Here is a 17,488-nt window from a genome sequence, read left to right as displayed (position 1 = left end):
TCGTGCTAAGGAAGCGACATGTCATCCAAGCTTTCCAACCCCGTCTATCATCCGCCGCTCGACCCCTGGCTCACCATCGTGCACCGCGACGACGATCTTCTGGTGCTCGACAAGCCAAGCGGGCTTCTCTCCGTGCCGGGGCGCGATCCGGCGCTTTCGGACAGCCTGATGTCGCGTGTGCAGAAACAGTTCTCGAAAGCGCTGATGATCAACCGGCTCGACAAGGACACATCGGGTATCGTGCTGATGTCCCTGAACCGCAAGGCGCATGCGGCGATTGCGTCGCAGTTCGAAAACCGTGAGACGCGCAAATCCTATGTGGCCATTGTCTGGGGAGATGTCGCGGGCGAAGAGGGCGAGGTGGATTTGCCGCTGGCCATCGATCCCGAAAACAAGCCCCGTCACCGGGTCGACCAAGAAAACGGCAAACCGGCGCAGAGCCTTTGGCGGGTGCTGGAGCGACTGCCGCTTCCCGCAACCAGACTGGCGCTGACCCCGCTTACCGGCCGCACCCACCAATTGCGGGTGCATATGAAGGCGCTTGGCCATCCGATCCTCGGTGACGAATTTTATGCCGAAGGCGAAGCGCTCGCCGCCGCGCCGCGCCTGATGCTGCATGCGCAGGAGGTCGGGTTCCGCCATCCCGATGGCCGTGACGTCACCTATACCGTACCCTGCCCGTTCTGAGGTCCAGATGAAGGAACAAAACGAAAGCTTCGTGGTGGATTTTGTCGGCGGCGCGGTCGGGCACCGTTTCCGCTCCGGCGAAGGGCGCGGGCAGGCCCTGCCGAAAGCCGCCGGTTTCACCAAAGGCCGCATGCCAAAAATCGTCGATGCCACGGCCGGGCTCGGGCGGGATGCCTTTCTGCTTGCCTCACTCGGCGCGGAAGTGACCCTCATCGAACGCTCGCTGGACATGCATGCTCACCTCGCCGATGGCATTCGCCGCGCGCTGGAGGCGGGCGGCGCCTATGCCGAGGCGGCGGCGCGCATGACGCTGCTTCACGGAGATTCACGCCAGTTGCTGAAAGAGCTTTCACCGGAGGTGGTGATCGTCGACCCCATGCATCCGCCGCGCCACAACACGGCGTTGGTGAAAAAGGAGATGCGGGTGCTGAGGGAACTGGTTGGCTCCGACCCGGACCAGGTGGAGCTGATGGAGGTTGCACTGGAGAATGCAACGAAGCGGGTGGTTCTGAAATGGCCGCTCCGCGCCGATCCGATGCCGGGCATTCGCAAGCCTTCGCATCAGATAACGGGCAAGAACACCCGCTATGATGTCTTCATGATCTTCGGAAAATCTATCGACCGGCAAGAATGATCAGCGAAAGCTCGGCTTGCGCTGCGCATTCATCAGAAGCTCGTGCCGCGAAGCAAATTCGCCGAACAGCTTTCTGAGGCGAGTTTCCTCTGCCTTGTCCAGCCGGTAACGCCGGCAGAATTCCGCGACGTTGAGGATCGGCTTGGCTCTGTTCCCGTCTACGGTCTTGTTGTCGATGATCTGCATGGCGCCCTCCGTGTAACAAAGAGGAAAACGTGACCGCAGGCCGGCGGTTCCTTATGAATTCGCATGGATGAGAAAAGAGCGTGCCGTCTGCACACGCAATGATCAAGTTTTCTTGAAACTATCGCAGGAAACGAAATGCTCCCCAAATGGTTCTCGACCAGACGTAAACGATGGAAGGGAGACCCATGTTCCACAACAACCGATTTCTGAGTTCGACGATCCTGTGCGCGCTGCTCACCATGCCGCTTGCCGGGATTGCGCAGGCCCAGGCCCCGGCTGCCGAAACGAAACGGCCGAACGCGCCGGATCAGAAACCGGCTTTTGAGGGGCAGACCCGCGCGCCGCAGGCCGCCGCGCAGCCAAGCGTTGAAAAAACCGTGATTGCTGACGCCCTGCCGCATCTCTGGTCGATGGAGTTTCTGCCAGATGGCCGCATGATCGTCGCGGCCAAGGAAGGCGCCATGCATATCGTCGCCGACGGCAAGGCCGGCCCGGCGATAGAAGGTGTACCGGAGGTGGCGTCCGACGGACAGGGCGGACTTCTCGACATCGCGCTGGCTCCCGATTTCGAAACATCGCGCACGATCTTCTTCTCCTTCTCCGAACCGCGCGATGGCGGCAATGGCACGTCGGTAGCCTCGGCAAAACTGACCGAGGAAAGCGGCGCGGCAAAGCTGGACGATGTCTCGGTTATTTTCCGTCAGATGCCGACCTACGACGGCGACAAGCATTTCGGCTCCCGCCTCGTTTTCGGGCCAAACAGCGAGCTTTATGTCACTGTCGGAGAACGTTCGGACGCAAAGCCTCGCGTGCAGGCGCAGGACCTGTCGAGCGGGCTTGGCAAGGTCTTCCGCATCGATACACAGGGCAAGGCCTTTGAAGACAATCCCTTCGCCAGCCAACAGAACGCCCTGCCCGAAATCTGGAGCTATGGCCACCGCAACCTGCAGGCGGCAGCGCTGGACGGAGAAGGCAGGCTCTGGACCGTGGAACACGGCCCGCGCGGCGGCGATGAGCTGAACATGCCGAAAGCCGGCCTGAACTACGGCTGGCCGGTCATCACCTATGGCGTCGAATATAGCGGAAGGTCGGTTGGCGAAGGCGTTACCGCAAAAGAAGGCATGGAACAGCCGGCTTATTATTGGGACCCGGTCATCGGCCCCTCCGGCATGGCCTATTATGACGGCGACCAGATCCCCGAATGGAAGGGCGCTTTCATCGTCGGCGGTCTGGTAAGCCAGGGTCTCGTCATCCTGCATATCGATGGCGACAGGGTCGCGACCGAAAGCCGGTTGCCGCTGGAGGCGCGCATTCGCGACGTGAAGATCGGGCCGGATGGTGCGGTGTACGCCGTGACCGAAGAGCGCGGCGGCGGGAACTCGCAGATTCTGCGGATCGCCAAGGCCGGCTGATTAAAAAGACCGGCTGAGAAAACTCACGATTGGAGCGACAGGCCGCCGGAACGAAGGCGGCCTGTTTTTCGTTTGCCGCAGCGTGAAACCTGCCGGGAAAAACAATGCCACAACCGCCAACCCGCCTTCTTGCCAAAATCGGACTTGCCTATGTCAACGATCAGGAGCCGGGCATTGCCCGGGAGAAACGCGGGCGCGGTTTCTGTTACCGCCTGCCGGGCGGCGAGCTTCTCTCCGACAGCGTCGAACTGAAGCGCATCAAAGCGCTCGGCGTGCCGCCCGCCTATAGGGACGTCTGGATATGCATCGACCCCGCCGGCCATCTGCAGGCTACGGGCTTCGATTCCCGGGGACGAAAACAATATCGCTATCATCCCGACTGGCACGCGTTCCGGGGCGAGACGAAATTTTTCCACCTCAAAAGCTTCGGCAAGGCGCTGCCCGCCATCCGCCGCCGCGCCATCGCCGATATAGAAAAACAGGACCACTGGCAGGAAATGACGCTTGCAGCGCTCACACTGCTGCTCGATGCCGCCTATCTGCGCGTCGGCAACCGCTCCTATCTCGAAACCAACGGCACCTATGGCGCAACGACGCTGCTCAAGCGGCACGTCTCCTTCGGAGAAACTATCGAGTTGCGATTTGCCGCCAAGGGCGGGCAGAAGGTAAAACGGCAATTGCGCCACCCGCGCCTTCAGAAAATCCTCGAGGAGATCTCCGACCTGCCCGGCAAGGAACTCTTCGTGTGGCAGGACAGTGAAAACCGGGTGCATTCGGTCGATTCCAGCGACCTCAATGCCTACCTCTCCCGCATCGGCGGACAAGGCATTTCCGCCAAGACCTTTCGCACCTGGGGTGGAACATTGGCGGCCTTCTGCAACGCAATGGAACATGTGGCGGCGGGTGACAAGCCAAGCATAAAGGGCATGTGCCAGGCAGCGGCGGCCGAGCTTTCCAACACGCCCGCCATCTGCCGCAAGAGCTATGTGCACCCGGCCGTCCTCGATATCGCCACAGAAGAAAAAGCGCAGAAAAAACTTGGCCGCATATTGAAGGTCGGGGCAAAGCCCGTCTCCGGCCTCAGGGCGGATGAAAGACGGCTGCTGGCCTTCCTGCCTTAGAGCATTTCCAGTAAAAGTGCGTAGCGGTTTTACGTCCGGATAATGCGATAAAACGAAAAGATAGAGCACATCCGCCGCTTCCGTTTAGAGCGGATGTGCTCTAGGGCTCAGCGGCCGCCGGCCCATTCCGCCAGTTCCCGTTCGGCTCTTTCCAGCGCGCTGTAATTCAACAGCTTGCGCAGGAAAGCGACGGTAACCGCACGGGTGCGGAGATTATATCGTCCCTCCGCCTCGTCGTCGCCGGCCGCCTGATGCACGTTCAGCTTCTCGTAGAGGCTTTGCAGCCGGTTCTGCACGCTGCGCAGCGACAGGTTACGACGGCGGGCAATCGCCTTGTCGGTGAGGCCGAGCGCGACATCGATCAGGATTTCATATTCGGAATCGGTGAAGCCATGGGCCTTGCCCAGGCTCTTTTCCTGCAGGCCGCGCACCTCCCGGTCGATCACGCATTGCGCCTCGATGAAGATGCTGCGCAGCGCCAGCCGCAGGCGGTCATCGGAGGCCGATTTCAGTACGTAACCATAGGCGGCGCCTTCCGGCACGATGCGCGAGACCCCTCGCACATAGGCCTCGTCGGAATAGTTGGACCAGAACAGGATGCGGGTATCCGGCCTTTCCTTCCAGATGGTGCGCGCCGCCTCGATGCCGTTGCGCTCGTTCATCTGCAAATCCATGACGATATGGGCGGCCCGGTTTTCCCGCGCAAGCTTCTCGCCGGTCCTGCCGTTCGCCGCTTCCAGCACATTATCGCATTCCGGCAGCGCGGCGCGCACCGCTTCGTTCAAATAGGCGCGGTGCAGCGCATCGTCCTCGACGATCAGCACGTCCATGTCACACATCCTCCCGGTGATCGAAAGCACCTTCCGGCAGGGTCACGGTGATGCATGTGCCCGCCCCGTTGCGATTGCCGCCAATATCGAATCTCGCCGAGATCAGCCGCGCCCGCGTCTTCATATTGCCGATGCCGAGGCCGCCGGAAGCCGCGCCGTCACCGCCGCCATTGCCATCATCGCTCACCGTCACCCTGAGCCCGCCATCGACGGCGGTGAGGTTCACGGCAATGGTTTCCGGCTGGGCATGACGAATGGCGTTGTTGACCGCCTCCTGCACGATGCGGAACAGCGAGATGGCCACCGTCTTGTCGAGCCTTTCCACCAGCCCGTCCGTCTCATCCGTGACCGACCACTCTATAACCGAGCCGCTGTCGCGCACGGAACGGTCCACATAGGTCTCGATCGCCTCAACGACACCGAACAATTGCAGAATCGAGGGTTTTGCCTCCTCGATGATCTCGCGCAGGTCCTGCATGCAATGCTGCAGGCTGCGCACCACCGGTTCCAGCATCTCGCCGGAAACATCGGCCGAATGGCTCATACGCTCGATGCGCCGCGCCAGCCGCGTCAAATCCGCCAGTGTTTGGTCGTGCAGATCCATGCCGATACGCTGTCGTTCGGCCTCCAGCGCCTCCGTCAATTGCAGCGCGCCCAGCCGCAGGCCCTCTTCGCGAGCATTGGCGCGCGCCTCCTCGATGGCGGAGCGTTTGGCCTGCTCGGCGGCGCGGATGGCGTAAAAATAAGGGGCCAGCAAATCCGCGACGGCGCGGGCATTCGCCACATCCTCCATCGTATAGGCGTCCGACTGGTGGGAGGAGCAACTCAGCGCGCCGATAATGTCGCCATGCACCTTCATCGGTACATGCAGCCGGCTATGCAGGTTAAGTTCGATGATCGGGCTCGAAAACGACCCTTCGAAATGAAAGCGCGGATCGGAGCAGGCATCGCCGCTCAAGAGGTATTCCACCTCGCCTGACAGCAGTGTCCGGATCGGGCTGCCGGTCAGAAGGGCGGGCGGCTGCCGGCTCCAGGCGCTGACGAGGCCGCTCTCATAAGCGATGTGATATTTGTCATCCAGCTGCTTGATGCAGACATCCATATGGTCATGCGGGATGATATGGCCGATCTCGGTGGCGACCGCCTGGATGATGGCGTTGAATTCGAGCTGCCCGGCAAGCAGCCGCGAAATGCCCATATAATGATGAAAAAGAGCGCTTTTCGGCGTATCCAGCATGTGCGGACGCCCTCCCAAGCGCCTGCCTTCGACCATCGCAGCGAATTCAATCCCTTGGGCGCCGCACCGTTCATTCTGCGCCCGACGGCGGCGTTTCGTCCTGCGGGTTCCCGCATGCTTTCTGCGGAAACCCGCAGTAAGATTGCCGTGATCCGCCTATACAAGCCAAATCTTCTTGGTCATTCTCGCTTTTACTGGGGAAAGGAGCTCCAGTGCAAAGGAATTCCGCCTGCCGCCGAGGAGATTTGCGGTGTTGCGAGAATTCCGGGCTCGAAAAGGGCAAGCCACGAGGGAGGAAATCAAATGGCTTTCAGGAAGATGCTTATGGCATCGGCCGCTGTCGCATGCGCAGCTCTGCCGATCACCGCTCATGCCGATACGTCGGCCAAAAAAATCGCGCTTTCAAACAATTATGCCGGCAATTCCTGGCGTCAGGCGATGCTGACGAGCTGGGACAAGATCACCAAGCAGGCGGTTGCCGACAAGCAGGTCGCCGCCGCTGACGCCTTCACCACAGCCGAAAACCAGGCGACCGAACAGGCCGCGCAGATCCAGAACCTCATTCTCCAGGGTTACGACGCCATCGTCATCAATGCCGCTTCGCCCACCGCCCTTAACGGCGCGGTAAAGGAAGCCTGTGATGCCGGCATCACCGTCGTATCCTTCGACGGCATCGTCACCGAACCCTGCGCATGGCGCATCGCCGTCGATTTCAAGGCGATGGGCGCAAGCCAGATCGACTATCTCGCCAAGGCCATGCCGAAGGGTGGAAACCTGCTCGAAATTCGCGGCCTCGCCGGCGTTTCGGTCGATGACGAAATCCATGCCGGCATCGTCGACGCCGTCGCCAAGAACCCGCAGTTCAAGATCGTCGGTTCGGTCAACGGCGACTGGGCGCAGGATGTTGCCCAGCGCGCCGTCGCCGGCATTCTGCCGAGCCTTCCCGAAATCGCCGCTGTCGTCACGCAGGGCGGTGACGGTTACGGTGCGGCACAGGCTTTCGCCGCCGCCAAGCGCCCGACGCCCACCATCGTCATGGGCAACCGTGAAGACGAGCTGCAATGGTGGAAACAGCAGAAGGATGCCAGCGGCTACGAAACCATGTCCGTTTCCATCGCCCCTGGTGTTTCGACGCTGGCTTTCTGGGTGGCGCAGCAGATTCTTGACGGCAAGGATGTGAAGAAGGACCTGACGGTTCCGTTCCTGCGCATCGACCAGGCCAATCTTGAGGAGAACCTCAAGAACACCCAGAAGGGTGGCGTGGCGAATGTGGAATATTCGCTTGAGGATGCCCAGAAGGTGATTTCGTCGACAAAATAAGTCGCGCATTCACAAACTTCTCCTGCGGCGCTTTAAAAAGAAGCGCCGCAGCGACCTCCATATTCAATTTCAGATCACTGGCGTAATTGCTCATGAATGACATCATCGAGGCGCAAGAAGTCGTCGCCGCGCGCGGCGTGAAGGTCGTGTTCGGCGCGGTAAGAGCGCTGGATGGGGCCGATCTCGTCATCCGCACGGGGGAATGCCTCGGGCTTGTCGGCCATAACGGCGCGGGAAAGTCCACCATCGTCAACGTTATCAATGGTGGGCTAACGCCACATGAGGGTTCCGTTTCCTATGGCGGCAACGAAAACCGCCACGGCATTGCCGCCGCGCGCGCGAACGGCGTTCGTTGCGTGTTTCAGGAACTGTCGCTCTGTCCGAACCTGACGATCAGCGAAAATGTCCGCATCATGCATGCCTCCGCGGGTGGGCTAAACTGGCGCGTCCGTGCGCTGACGACGATCCGGCAGGCACTGGATGAAATTTTTCCCGGCCACGGCGTCGATTGCGAGCTGACCGTGGCCGAGCTTTCCATCGCCGAACGGCAGATGGTGGAAATCGCCATCAATTTCTGCCGCATGCCGCACGCACCGAGACTGGTGATCCTCGATGAGCCGACGTCCTCCCTCGATGCCGGTCTCGCCGAGCAGCTGATGGATTATGTCCGCCGTTTCGTGCGTGAGGGCGGATCGGTTCTGCTGATCTCGCATATTCTCGGCGAAATTCTTTCGACGGCCACCCGTATCGTGGTGATGAAGGATGGCCGGGTGGTGGCCGACCGGAAGGCCGCCGACTTCACCACCCGCTCGCTGGTTGAGGCCATGGGCAGCGTCGTCAAGGAACAGGACAGGCGACGGGGTGAAAGCCGCAAGGCGGGCGAGAAGGTGCTTTCCATGCCGGCACGCCGGGGCGAAGGCCTTGCCTTCGAGGCCTTTCGCGGCGAGATCGTCGGCCTTGCCGGTCTCGGCGGCCATGGCCAGACCGAAGCGCTGCTCGATCTTTACCTTGCCCGCAACAATAGCTGGCTACCCGCGCGCAAGACCGATCTCGCCTTCGTGGCGGGCGACCGCACCCTGAACGGTACTTTTCCGCTGTGGAGCATCCTCAAAAACCTGTCCATCGCCTCGCTTAGAGATATTTCAACAGCAGGCATGGTGGACAGGGGCAGGGAAACCGACCTTGGGGCGCAGTGGAAAAAGCGCATCGAAATTCGCACGCCCGACATGGGCAACAAGATCCTTTCGCTCTCCGGCGGCAACCAGCAGAAGGTGCTTTTCGCCCGCGCGCTCGCCACCACCGCCAGCACCGTTCTGATGGACGACCCGATGCGCGGCGTTGATATCGGCACCAAACAGGAGGTCTACGACATCTTGAGAACCGAAGCCTCGAACGGCCGCACCTTCATCTGGTACTCCACCGAAATGGATGAAATCCGTCTCTGCGACCGGGTCTATGTGTTCCGCGACGGCGCCATCCAGGCGGAACTCGTCGGCGACGATATTACCGAGCAGAATGTGTTGGCGGCTTCCTTTGCCGGAGAAGACCACGCATGAAACTCTCCGCAAACGCGCTCCGCCTCATCATTCCCGCCGCCTCGCTCGCCTTCCTGCTAGCCGCCGTCTTCTACATGCAGCCGCGCGCCATGAGCTATACCGGCATGAACCTGCTGTTCAATCTGGCCGTGCCGATTGCGCTCGCCACCATTGCGCAGATGCTGATCATGTCGGTCAACGATCTCGATCTGTCGATGGGCGCCTTCGTCAGTTTCTGCGCCTGTGTAACCGCCACTTTCCTGCAAACCACGCCCGCCCTCGGAATTGCGATTTTTGCCGGTGCGATTGCGGTTTATGCATTGCTCGGCGCCATCATCCATATCCGCAACCTGCCCTCCATCGTCGTTACACTTGGCATGAGCTTCGTCTGGGGCGGCCTCGCCGTCCTCATCCTCCCCTCGCCCGGCGGCCAGGCGCCTGCCTTCATCCGCACGCTGATGACGGCGAAACCGCCGCTCGTGCCAATCGCCATCGTCGCCAGCATCCTGATCGCGGCAGTCGCCCATTATATCGTCATGCGCTCTTCCTTCGGCGTGTTGATGCGCGGCGTCGGCGGCAATTTCCGCTCGGTCGAGCGCTCCGGCTGGTCGGTCATCGGCATCCGCGCCGCCACCTTTGCGTTGGCCGGTTTCTTCGCGGTGCTGTCCGGTATCGCTCTTGTGGGGCTGACGACATCGGCGGACGCTAATATCGCGCTGCGTTACACGCTGCTGTCGATTGCCGGCGTCATCCTCGGCGGCGGCGAATTCGTCGGCGGAAGGGTCTCCCCCATCGGCGCCGTCATCGGCGCGCTGACGCTGACGCTCGCCGGCTCGTTCCTCTCTTTCATGCGCATTTCGCCCGACTGGCAGATCGGCGCTCAAGGGGCGATCCTGATCATCGTGCTGGCGCTGCGCATCCTGCTCAACCGTCTTGAAAAACGGGAGAAAAATCAATGAACGGGCTCTCTTCCCTCACCAGAAAACCATGGATCTGGTCCTTTGCCGCAACTGTTGCGGTCTGGATCGTCACCGTGCTCTTCACCGGCGGCGCAAGCTCCTTCGGCCTGTCGCATGCAGCACTCACCTTCGCGGCCTTTTCGGTCATCGTCGGCATCGGCCAGATGTTCGTCATCACGCTCGGACCCGGCAATATCGACCTCTGCGTTCCCGCCACAATGACGCTGTCAGGCACGCTGGCGCTCAAATTCATGGATGTGTCGGACGGTCTCATTCTGCCTGGACTGCTGATCGCCATCCTGATCGGCATCGCCATCGGCATCGGCAATTATGCGCTGATCAAGCTCCTGCGCATCCCGCCGATCATCGCGACGCTCTCCATGAGCTTCATCGTGCAATCCATCGCCATCTGGTCGAACCGCGGCCTGCGCATCAAGCCGCCGGACACTTTGGCCACATTCGCCACGTCGAGCTTCTTCGGCATCCCCAACGTGGCGCTTGTCGCGCTGCTGCTTTCCGTCATCGCCTGGCTGCTTCTCGACCGCTCGTTTTACGGCCGCTGGATTTCCGCCATCGGCCAGAGCACCTTCGCCGCCCGTATGACCGGCATTCCGGTGGACGGCGCACGTTTCGTCACCTATGTGCTCTGCGCGGTGCTGGCGGCGATTGCCGGTTATCTGCTCGCCAGCTTCTCCGGCGGTGCTGCGCTCAACATGGGCTCGGAATATCTGCTGATGTCCATCGCCGTCGTCGTCATCGGCGGCACAGCGGTGGCGGGTGGGGATTCCAATGTTCCCGGCATCTGGGGCGCTTCGCTCTTCATGTTCCTGGTGGTGTCGATGCTGAACACCTACGGTTTCGGCGCCGGCATCCGCCTCATCCTCACCGGCCTCATCATCATATCAGTCATCCTTCTGGCAAGCGGCCCCAAAGCCACGCGCTGAACCCCGAACGACACGGCTAAAAGCGGACTACGCTCATGACCACAGACACGACCTCCCCTTACGAAATCCACGATGACCGCTTCCGTCACCTGATCGTCGGCAATGCGGAACTGGAAGAGCTTTATTCCGGTTGCCGCTGGGCCGAAGGCCCCGTCTGGTTCGCCGATCTGAACTGCCTGCTGTTTAGCGATATTCCCAATGAGCGCATGCTGCGCTGGGTGCCGGATGGCGGGATTTCGGTATTCCGCCAGCCCTCTAACTTCACCAACGGCAACACCCGCGACCGGAAGGGACGACTTGTCTCCTGTGAACATGGCGGCCGCCGCGTCACCCGCACCGAGGTCGACGGTTCGATCACGGTTCTCGCCGACAGCTACGGCGGTAAAAGATTGAACTCACCCAATGATGTCGTCGTCAAATCCGACGGCAGCGTCTGGTTCACCGATCCGACCTACGGCATTCTTTCAGACTATGAGGGCTACAAGGCCGAGCCGGAGCAGAAGACCCGCAATGTCTATAGGCTCGATCCCGCAACCGGAAAGATCGATATCGCCATCGACGACTTCGTGCAGCCGAACGGCCTTGCATTCTCGCTCGACGAAACGAAGCTCTACGTCGCCGACAGCTCCTATAGCCACGACGCCTCCCGCCCGCGCCATATCCGCGTCTTCGACGTGGTGGATGGCGTGAAGCTTACGAATGGCCGGGAATTCTGCAATCTCGACAATGGCTTGCCGGATGGATTCCGCCTGGATACGGCTGGCAACCTCTGGACCAGTGCAGGCGACGGCGTTCATTGCTTTGCACCTGACGGTACGCTGATCGGCAAGATCAAGGTGCCACAGACGGTGGCGAACCTCACCTTCGGCGGCCCGAAGAAGAACCGGCTGTTCATCACCGCAACGAAATCCCTCTATTCGGTTTATGTCGCCGCCACCGGCGCACAGACGCCCTGAGACACCGAAACCGGAGAATTCAGGCCGGGAGGGAACTGGCAAGACGGCTCAAGCGCGTTATAAATGCGCCATGAGTGACGATTCCAGCCCCTTCCTGACTGACGATATGGAGTTCGACGACGAAGCACAGGCCGTTGAGCCCACCAGCCGTATGCTCTCCTGGGCGCGCAATTCCGCTCTCTACCGACTGCAACAGCGGATGATGACGGAAAAGCAGCTGCGCGACGCCATCATGCGCAAGGCCCGGGAAAAATTCGAGGATATCGGCGCGGCACAGGTAAAGGCGCTCGGCGAATTTGCGGTGACCTTCGCTTACGGCATCAAGGCGCTCGACGATACGGCTTTTGCGGAAATCACCGTGCGAAGCGGCCAGCGCAGCGGCAAGTCAAAACGCGGGCTGGCGCAGAAACTCCAGATCAAGGGCGTCGCACGGGAAACGGCCACGGCCGCATTGCAGGAGACCAACGATCTGGTCGCCGCCGTCATTTTCGCGCGCAAGCGCGCCTTTGGGCCTTATCGCCGTGTCGAACCGGACGAGAAACGCAAGGCCAAGGAATTTTCCGCTTTCGCCCGCAACGGCTTCGGTTTTGAAATCGGCGCGAAGGTGATGGCGATGACAGCGGAAGAGGCGGAGGACATCCTCTCCGACGCGCCGCTTTAACATTTACTGCGGCAGGGGATGCGTCTTCAGATAGGCGATTAGATCAACAATATCGGTTTCGCTCCATAGCCCGAAAAAGCGCATCGCATTTCCGGGGATTGCCTTTTTCGGGCTGGCGATGAATTTCTGCAATTCTTCTTCTGTCCAGACCCGGCCAGATGCGCCTGCGTCTTTCAGCGACCGTGAATAATGACCGTAATCGGCCACGCCCGCCATTGGCCTGCCGACCACGCCCATCAGATGTGGCCCCATGCGGGTACGCGGTGCGTCGATGCTATGGCAAGTGGAACAGCGGCTGAAAACCTTCTCACCACGCGCAGCATCCCCCTCGGCAAAGGCGCTTGCCGCAAGAAGGAGGGAAAACGCGGCCACGGCCGCGGCTTGTCTGAAGACGGAAATCATGGTCCGGATAATACAACGCCCTCCCCGTCTGGCAACGAAGAGGGCGTGTTTTGACATGCGACAGAATGCCCGGTCAAAAACACCGGGCAATTCGCCGATCAGTTCATGGCCGTCAGCGTCACAGACGTGCCGGTGGCAGCAAGGTTGAGGCCAACCTGACCCGTCACGCTGACCGTCTGCAACTGGATGGAGCCGGAGGTGCCGCCAACGAGGACGTTGGTGCCGACGCCGAGACCGACGGTGACTTCAGCCGTTGCGCCCTGATAGAGGCCGCCCAGCGAACCGCGGTGGTAACCGGCAGTCGGGGCGAAAACGGCCCAGACCAGACGGCCCTGCGTGGTGAAACCGAGGTCGACACCCATCTTGCGGATGGCGCCGGTGTAATGGTCGGTGCGGCGCGCGCCCATGGTGGACTGGAAGGTGCAATCCAGTTCCTTGGCCGAGCCGATCACGTAACCGACACCGCCGCCGATATCGCAGGTGAGGTAACCGATCTTGACACCGTTGCGATCGTCCTGCTCCTGCGGAGCCGGCTCATATCTTGCAAGGTCGGCAGCGAGCGCGGAAACGGTTCCGCCAAGGCCCATCGTCAATGCGGCAAAAGTTACGGCAACAGCCTTTTTCATCTTGTTTTCTCCTGTTTTATCCTACCCGCAGCAGCCCTTCTTGCCCTCTCCGGATATTGAATTCCGCACTGTTAACGTTTGTTCCGAAAAATCGATCCAAAACAATTGAATTGGAGGCGATGAAAGCGGAACGGTTAACAATGTCTGATGGCGGTAGGATGCCATTAAGACATTGTTAGGGCGGGAAATGCGTGCGGAATCGCCATCGACAGCCAGCGTTGCCGGCCGTTGTTTTGCTGCAACATCTCAAAGCGGCAAAGCGACGGGAAAGCCGGTGGCGGCATGGGTCATGACATCCATGCGAACGCCATAGATGCGCTGCAGCGTCTCCGGCTTCATGATCTCCTGCGGCGTTCCCCGTGCAATGAGTTGGCCGGAATGAAGCGCGACGATCTCGTCGCAGAAACGTGCCGCCATGTTGACATCGTGCAGCACCACGATGACGCCGAGGCCCTTTTCGCGCGACAGTCTCTTGACCAGAGACAGCACCTCGAGCTGGTGCGCCATGTCGAGCGCGGAGATGGGTTCGTCGAGAAGTAGGCTTTCGGCGTTCTGGGCCACCAGCATCGCAAGCCACACGCGCTGGCGCTCGCCGCCCGAAAGCGTATCCACAAGCCGGTCGCGGAAGGCGACGGTGTCGGTGAGTTCGATGGCTTCATCCACCTTCTCCTGATCGGCTTTGGTGAACTGCCCAAGCGCGCCGTGCCAAGGATAACGGCCGAGCGCCACCAGTTCCTTAGCCAGCATGCCGGAGGCGGCCGGCGTATATTGCGGCAGATAGGCGAGCTTTCGCGCAAATTCACGATTGCCCCAGGCGCCGAGCGTCTTACCCTCGAATGAGACCCTGCCCGCCGTCGGCTCCTGCATGCGCGCGAGAATCTTGAGCAACGTGGATTTTCCCGAACCGTTATGACCGATCAGACCAATGGTCTTGCCGGTCGCAAAACTGGCCGTCAGCGGCTGCAACAATGTCCTGCCCGGCACTTCCATCGTCACGCCGTCGAGAGAAAAGAGCGGAATATCGTCATAACCGACCGCAAGCGCTGTCTGACCCATGGTTCTCATCTCCGTAAATCGACTTGAAATAACATCAACGCCTGCCTGAAAGCCAGATCAGGTAAGGCGCGCCGGCCAGAGCCGCAAAAAGCCCGAGCGGCAGTTCATAGGGAAAGGTGACCGTCCGCGCTCCAAGATCGGAAAGCGCCATCAGCACCGCGCCGAACAGGAAGGAGGCGAAGAGATGGTCGCGCGGCGTGGTGAAACCGGCGCGCAGCGCAATATGCGGCGCCATCAACCCGACAAAACTCAAGGGGCCAACGAGCAGCGAGGCGGCACCGGTGGCAATGCCCGCCACCGCGATAACGGCGATACGCGCGGTGCTGAGCGGCAGACCAAGTGATAACGGCACGTCCCGCCCGAGCGGCAGGATCGTCAGCCAGCGGGTCACCGAAAGGGCCGCCGCCAGAAGCACGATGGAAAGAATGGCGAGAAAGATCGCCGAAGCCGGTGTCGCCGTCGAACCCGAGCCGCTGAGCCAGGCGAGAATCTGCCATGCCCGCTGATCGCCGATGGCAAGCAGCGCCGAGAGCACTGCCGAGCAGAGCGAACTGACGGCAATGCCCGCCAGCAGGATTTTTTCCGGAGCCAGATGCCGGCGCACGGCGAAGAACAGCACGAGGATCATGACGGCCGCCGAGCCGATGCCGGCGCCGCAAAACAGTTCGAAAAGACCGGCGGCCGGAAAAATCGTAATGGCGGCGGCAAAACCGAGGCCTGCACCGCCGCTGACGCCGATCACTTCCGGGCTTGCCATGGGATTGCCGGTCAGCCGCTGGAGAAGTGCGCCCGCCATGGCAAGAAGACCGCCCGCGGCCACGGCCGCCACCAGCCGCGGCCAGCGGAAGGGCATAAGGCTTTGCAGGTCAGTGGCCTTGAGCATTGTCCAGCCATCAGGCCCCTTGCCGATGGCGAGTGCGGCAAATACCAGCACTGCCATGATGAAGAGCACCGGCAGCAGGGCCGCAAGCCCGCGTCGTGTGGCGAGATCGACGCCTTCGCCACGATGCACATCGGTCGGCCGGATTTTCGACAGCAGCCACAGAAGCAGCGGCCCGCCGATCAGCGCCGTCACGGCACCCGTCGGGAAAACTTCCGCCGTCGTAGTCGCCAGAAGCTGCACGAGACCATCGCAGAACCAGAGCAGCAGACCGCCCAGCAGGGGCGAAACAAGAAGGACGGAGGATGACCGTCGCACGCCGAGCGCCCGGGTGAGCGCCGGCGCGGCAAGACCGATGAAGCTGACGAGGCCGACCGCTGCGGCAACGAAAGCGGCCAGCATGACCGCGACGGCGGCGATCGCCAGCCTGATCGAAAACAGCGAGACGCCGAGCGATCGTGCACCGGCATCGCCGAGACCGAGGACCGTCAGCGGCTTAATCAGCAGGCCGGTCAGAACGAGCCCGGCAAGAAGCTGAAACGCGAGAGACAAGGCGTTCGACCAGTCCTGCTGGCTGAGCGAGCCGCCGTTCCAGACGACCAGCGACATCAGATATTCGCCCTGCGCCAAAGTCAGCGCCGCGGAAACGGACGCGGCGGTGATGCCGACCAGCAGCCCCGACACCACCATGGTCACCGGCTCGAAGGAGCGTCGCCAGCCTAAAAGGAACACGACGCCGGCCGCAGCGGCCGCGCCGGCGAGCGCGACCAGGGCGCGGTTGCCATCCAGCACCGAAGGAAAGAACAGGGTGGCGATGACGATGGCCAGTTGCGCGCCGGCCGAGATGCCGAGTGTCGAAGGATCGGCAATCGGATTGCGCAGCAATTGCTGCAACAACGCACCCGACAGTCCCAGCATCGCGCCCGCCAGAATGGCGACCGCCACGCGCGGCATCAGGCTGAAGGCGAAAATCACCTGATCCATCGACATGGTGGCGGCATCGAACGGCGGGCCGGGCCATGCGCCGAAAGGCAGCCGCAACAGCCCGGCATGCAGGGAAAGCCCGCAGGCCAGAACGAACAGCAGCCCGAAGAAAAGCTGGAGAGGCCGCGCGGTCACAGGGCTTGTCCCTGCGCCGAGAGCGCTTCGGTCAGAAGCCGCGCAAAGCGCATGCCGGCGGTGATGCCGCCATAGGGGCCGACATTGCCGAGCGTGACCACCCGGTTTTCCCGCACGGCAGGCAGCGCGCGCCATATGGCGCTGCTGCGCAAGGTTTCCCGCGCCTCGACCGGAATGTCGGAGACGATGACGATGCGCGCATCGGGCGAAGCGGCGAGATTTTCAAGCGGCACCGGGGCCGCGAAGGTGAATTGCGAACGATCCACCCAGGCATTGGCAAGCCCCAGCCGACCAAGAACATCCCCGAACATGCTATCAGCACCGAAAGCGCGAAAATGCCGGGCGTCGCCGATGTTGATCACATAGGTCGGCCGCGCCGCGAAACCGGCAAGGCGGGTCCGCATGGCCTGCAGCGCCGCTTCCGTTTCGCCCAGCACCCTGCGCGCCTCGTCTGCCCTGCCGAGCTTGCCGCCAAGGGCTGAGACCGCCGCCAGGGCCTTTGCGAAAGGCGGTTCGCCCTTCACGTAAAAGGGCAGCGAGAAGACCGGGGCAATCGCTTCCAGCCTGCCGATATAACGGGTGTAGAAGGGCGAAATCAAAATGAGATCGGGCCGGGTCAGTTGCAGAAGCTCGAAGTTCGGCGAACCGCGCAGGCCGAGATCGGCGACGGTTGCAGGGATTTCCGGCTCGACCGCGTCCACCCGGAACTGGATGAGTTCGGTCGCCGCCACCGGCATGACGCCGAGCGCAACGGCGGTTTCCAACATGGCCCAGTCAATGGCGGCAAGGCGTGGCGTGACCGCCGCGCGCGCCTTGCCGGCAAGAGCAGAAGCAGCGACCAGGCCTAAAAATTCCCGCCGCCCCCAGAGGGGGGACATCCATCGATCCTTGCGCGTCATGCCCCTGCTGCTTCACTTTGATAT

18 protein-coding genes are annotated in these 17,488 nt (G+C 61.6%); 10 read left to right on the top strand and 8 right to left on the bottom strand.

Annotated elements, in window-relative coordinates:
• Positions 1 to 18 precede the first annotated feature (18 nt).
• Together O9X91_RS17475 and O9X91_RS17470 are read left to right on the top strand one after the other, a co-directional pair.
• Positions 19 to 687 (top strand): pseudouridine synthase, encoded by a 669-nt coding sequence (locus tag O9X91_RS17475; protein WP_269833294.1) that lies wholly within the window; start codon positions 19 to 21, stop codon positions 685 to 687.
• 7 nt (positions 688 to 694) lie between these two features.
• The gene (locus O9X91_RS17470; protein WP_269833295.1) at positions 695 to 1,321 is read left to right on the top strand and encodes a class I SAM-dependent methyltransferase; all 627 of its coding nucleotides are present in this window, start codon (positions 695 to 697) and stop codon (positions 1,319 to 1,321) included.
• Here O9X91_RS17470 and O9X91_RS17465 read toward each other — a convergent pair whose 3' ends face one another.
• Complete coding sequence (locus O9X91_RS17465; protein WP_077984766.1) at positions 1,322 to 1,507, bottom strand: hypothetical protein; 186 nt, start codon at positions 1,505 to 1,507, stop codon at positions 1,322 to 1,324.
• Between the two features lie 185 nt (positions 1,508 to 1,692).
• Here O9X91_RS17465 and O9X91_RS17460 point away from each other — a divergent pair, with 185 nt between their 5' ends.
• Both O9X91_RS17460 and O9X91_RS17455 read left to right on the top strand, forming a co-directional pair.
• A complete protein-coding gene (locus tag O9X91_RS17460) occupies positions 1,693 to 2,919 on the top strand; it encodes a PQQ-dependent sugar dehydrogenase (protein ID WP_269833296.1) in 1,227 nt (408 codons plus the stop codon).
• A gap of 104 nt (positions 2,920 to 3,023) precedes the next feature.
• Complete coding sequence (locus O9X91_RS17455; protein ID WP_269833297.1) at positions 3,024 to 4,040, top strand: DNA topoisomerase IB; 1,017 nt, start codon at positions 3,024 to 3,026, stop codon at positions 4,038 to 4,040.
• A gap of 107 nt (positions 4,041 to 4,147) precedes the next feature.
• Here the strand turns inward: O9X91_RS17455 and O9X91_RS17450 are convergent, their stop codons facing one another.
• Together O9X91_RS17450 and O9X91_RS17445 are read right to left on the bottom strand one after the other, a co-directional pair.
• Complete coding sequence (locus O9X91_RS17450; RefSeq protein ID WP_137412523.1) at positions 4,148 to 4,870, bottom strand: response regulator transcription factor; 723 nt, start codon at positions 4,868 to 4,870, stop codon at positions 4,148 to 4,150.
• Between the two features lies 1 nt (position 4,871).
• Positions 4,872 to 6,107, bottom strand: coding sequence for a GAF domain-containing sensor histidine kinase (locus O9X91_RS17445; protein ID WP_269833298.1), 1,236 nt, complete (start codon positions 6,105 to 6,107; stop codon positions 4,872 to 4,874).
• Positions 6,108 to 6,410: 303 nt separating this feature from the next.
• On the opposite strand from O9X91_RS17445, the gene O9X91_RS17440 reads away from it, so the two are divergent.
• The 6 genes from O9X91_RS17440 (at position 6,411) to recX (ending at position 12,482) form a co-directional block, all read left to right on the top strand.
• Entirely contained in the window at positions 6,411 to 7,427 is a 1,017-nt protein-coding gene (locus tag O9X91_RS17440; protein ID WP_077984853.1) for an ABC transporter substrate-binding protein, read from the top strand.
• A gap of 92 nt (positions 7,428 to 7,519) precedes the next feature.
• Positions 7,520 to 8,983, top strand: a complete 1,464-nt coding sequence (locus tag O9X91_RS17435) for a sugar ABC transporter ATP-binding protein (protein WP_142913393.1) — start codon at positions 7,520 to 7,522, stop codon at positions 8,981 to 8,983.
• On the top strand, positions 8,980 to 9,921 hold the full coding sequence (locus O9X91_RS17430) for an ABC transporter permease (protein WP_077984760.1): 942 nt from the start codon (positions 8,980 to 8,982) through the stop codon (positions 9,919 to 9,921). Before O9X91_RS17435 ends, O9X91_RS17430 begins: the two co-directional genes overlap by 4 nt.
• Positions 9,918 to 10,865, top strand: coding sequence for an ABC transporter permease (locus tag O9X91_RS17425; RefSeq protein WP_137412528.1), 948 nt, complete (start codon positions 9,918 to 9,920; stop codon positions 10,863 to 10,865). The genes O9X91_RS17430 and O9X91_RS17425 overlap by 4 nt, the downstream gene beginning before the upstream one ends.
• Before the next feature lie 35 nt (positions 10,866 to 10,900).
• Positions 10,901 to 11,821, top strand: coding sequence for an SMP-30/gluconolactonase/LRE family protein (locus tag O9X91_RS17420; RefSeq protein WP_142913392.1), 921 nt, complete (start codon positions 10,901 to 10,903; stop codon positions 11,819 to 11,821).
• A 70-nt stretch (positions 11,822 to 11,891) separates the two neighbouring features.
• Complete coding sequence (gene recX / locus O9X91_RS17415; protein WP_142913391.1) at positions 11,892 to 12,482, top strand: recombination regulator RecX; 591 nt, start codon at positions 11,892 to 11,894, stop codon at positions 12,480 to 12,482.
• Positions 12,483 to 12,485: 3 nt separating this feature from the next.
• Here recX and O9X91_RS17410 read toward each other — a convergent pair whose 3' ends face one another.
• The 5 genes from O9X91_RS17410 to O9X91_RS17390 form a co-directional block, all read right to left on the bottom strand.
• Complete coding sequence (locus O9X91_RS17410; RefSeq protein WP_162520541.1) at positions 12,486 to 12,884, bottom strand: c-type cytochrome; 399 nt, start codon at positions 12,882 to 12,884, stop codon at positions 12,486 to 12,488.
• Positions 12,885 to 12,982: 98 nt separating this feature from the next.
• Positions 12,983 to 13,510 carry a DUF992 domain-containing protein gene (locus O9X91_RS17405; protein WP_003498285.1) on the bottom strand — a complete coding sequence of 176 codons (528 nt, stop codon included), beginning with the start codon at positions 13,508 to 13,510 and terminating at the stop codon, positions 12,983 to 12,985.
• 246 nt (positions 13,511 to 13,756) lie between these two features.
• Positions 13,757 to 14,566, bottom strand: a complete 810-nt coding sequence (locus O9X91_RS17400; protein ID WP_142913389.1) for an ATP-binding cassette domain-containing protein — start codon at positions 14,564 to 14,566, stop codon at positions 13,757 to 13,759.
• Positions 14,567 to 14,600: 34 nt separating this feature from the next.
• The gene (gene fhuB / locus O9X91_RS17395; RefSeq protein WP_142913388.1) at positions 14,601 to 16,565 is read right to left on the bottom strand and encodes a Fe(3+)-hydroxamate ABC transporter permease FhuB; all 1,965 of its coding nucleotides are present in this window, start codon (positions 16,563 to 16,565) and stop codon (positions 14,601 to 14,603) included.
• On the bottom strand, positions 16,562 to 17,464 hold the full coding sequence (locus tag O9X91_RS17390; RefSeq protein WP_269833299.1) for an iron-siderophore ABC transporter substrate-binding protein: 903 nt from the start codon (positions 17,462 to 17,464) through the stop codon (positions 16,562 to 16,564). The genes fhuB and O9X91_RS17390 overlap by 4 nt, the downstream gene beginning before the upstream one ends.
• Between the last annotated feature and the right edge of the window lie 24 nt (positions 17,465 to 17,488).

The sequence above is a fragment of the Agrobacterium salinitolerans genome (assembly GCF_027498475.1).
GTDB classification, from domain to species: domain Bacteria; phylum Pseudomonadota; class Alphaproteobacteria; order Rhizobiales; family Rhizobiaceae; genus Agrobacterium; species Agrobacterium salinitolerans.
The sequence above is the reverse complement of the archived record's forward strand: the minus strand, read 5'-3'. Positions and strand labels throughout refer to the sequence as shown.

Excerpts from the sequence above, each read along its gene's own strand:
- O9X91_RS17475 (WP_269833294.1), top strand. The coding sequence starts at position 19 with ATGTCATCCAAGCTTTCCAACCCCGTCTATCATCCGCCGCTCGACCCC.
- O9X91_RS17470 (WP_269833295.1), top strand. The coding sequence starts at position 695 with ATGAAGGAACAAAACGAAAGCTTCGTGGTGGATTTTGTCGGCGGCGCG.
- O9X91_RS17465 (WP_077984766.1), bottom strand. The coding sequence starts at position 1,507 with ATGCAGATCATCGACAACAAGACCGTAGACGGGAACAGAGCCAAGCCG.
- O9X91_RS17460 (WP_269833296.1), top strand. The coding sequence starts at position 1,693 with ATGTTCCACAACAACCGATTTCTGAGTTCGACGATCCTGTGCGCGCTG.
- O9X91_RS17455 (WP_269833297.1), top strand. The coding sequence starts at position 3,024 with ATGCCACAACCGCCAACCCGCCTTCTTGCCAAAATCGGACTTGCCTAT.
- O9X91_RS17450 (WP_137412523.1), bottom strand. The coding sequence starts at position 4,870 with ATGGACGTGCTGATCGTCGAGGACGATGCGCTGCACCGCGCCTATTTG.
- O9X91_RS17445 (WP_269833298.1), bottom strand. The coding sequence starts at position 6,107 with ATGCTGGATACGCCGAAAAGCGCTCTTTTTCATCATTATATGGGCATT.
- O9X91_RS17440 (WP_077984853.1), top strand. The coding sequence starts at position 6,411 with ATGGCTTTCAGGAAGATGCTTATGGCATCGGCCGCTGTCGCATGCGCA.
- O9X91_RS17435 (WP_142913393.1), top strand. The coding sequence starts at position 7,520 with ATGAATGACATCATCGAGGCGCAAGAAGTCGTCGCCGCGCGCGGCGTG.
- O9X91_RS17430 (WP_077984760.1), top strand. The coding sequence starts at position 8,980 with ATGAAACTCTCCGCAAACGCGCTCCGCCTCATCATTCCCGCCGCCTCG.
- O9X91_RS17425 (WP_137412528.1), top strand. The coding sequence starts at position 9,918 with ATGAACGGGCTCTCTTCCCTCACCAGAAAACCATGGATCTGGTCCTTT.
- O9X91_RS17420 (WP_142913392.1), top strand. The coding sequence starts at position 10,901 with ATGACCACAGACACGACCTCCCCTTACGAAATCCACGATGACCGCTTC.
- recX (WP_142913391.1), top strand. The coding sequence starts at position 11,892 with ATGAGTGACGATTCCAGCCCCTTCCTGACTGACGATATGGAGTTCGAC.
- O9X91_RS17410 (WP_162520541.1), bottom strand. The coding sequence starts at position 12,884 with ATGATTTCCGTCTTCAGACAAGCCGCGGCCGTGGCCGCGTTTTCCCTC.
- O9X91_RS17405 (WP_003498285.1), bottom strand. The coding sequence starts at position 13,510 with ATGAAAAAGGCTGTTGCCGTAACTTTTGCCGCATTGACGATGGGCCTT.
- O9X91_RS17400 (WP_142913389.1), bottom strand. The coding sequence starts at position 14,566 with ATGGGTCAGACAGCGCTTGCGGTCGGTTATGACGATATTCCGCTCTTT.
- O9X91_RS17390 (WP_269833299.1), bottom strand. The coding sequence starts at position 17,464 with ATGACGCGCAAGGATCGATGGATGTCCCCCCTCTGGGGGCGGCGGGAA.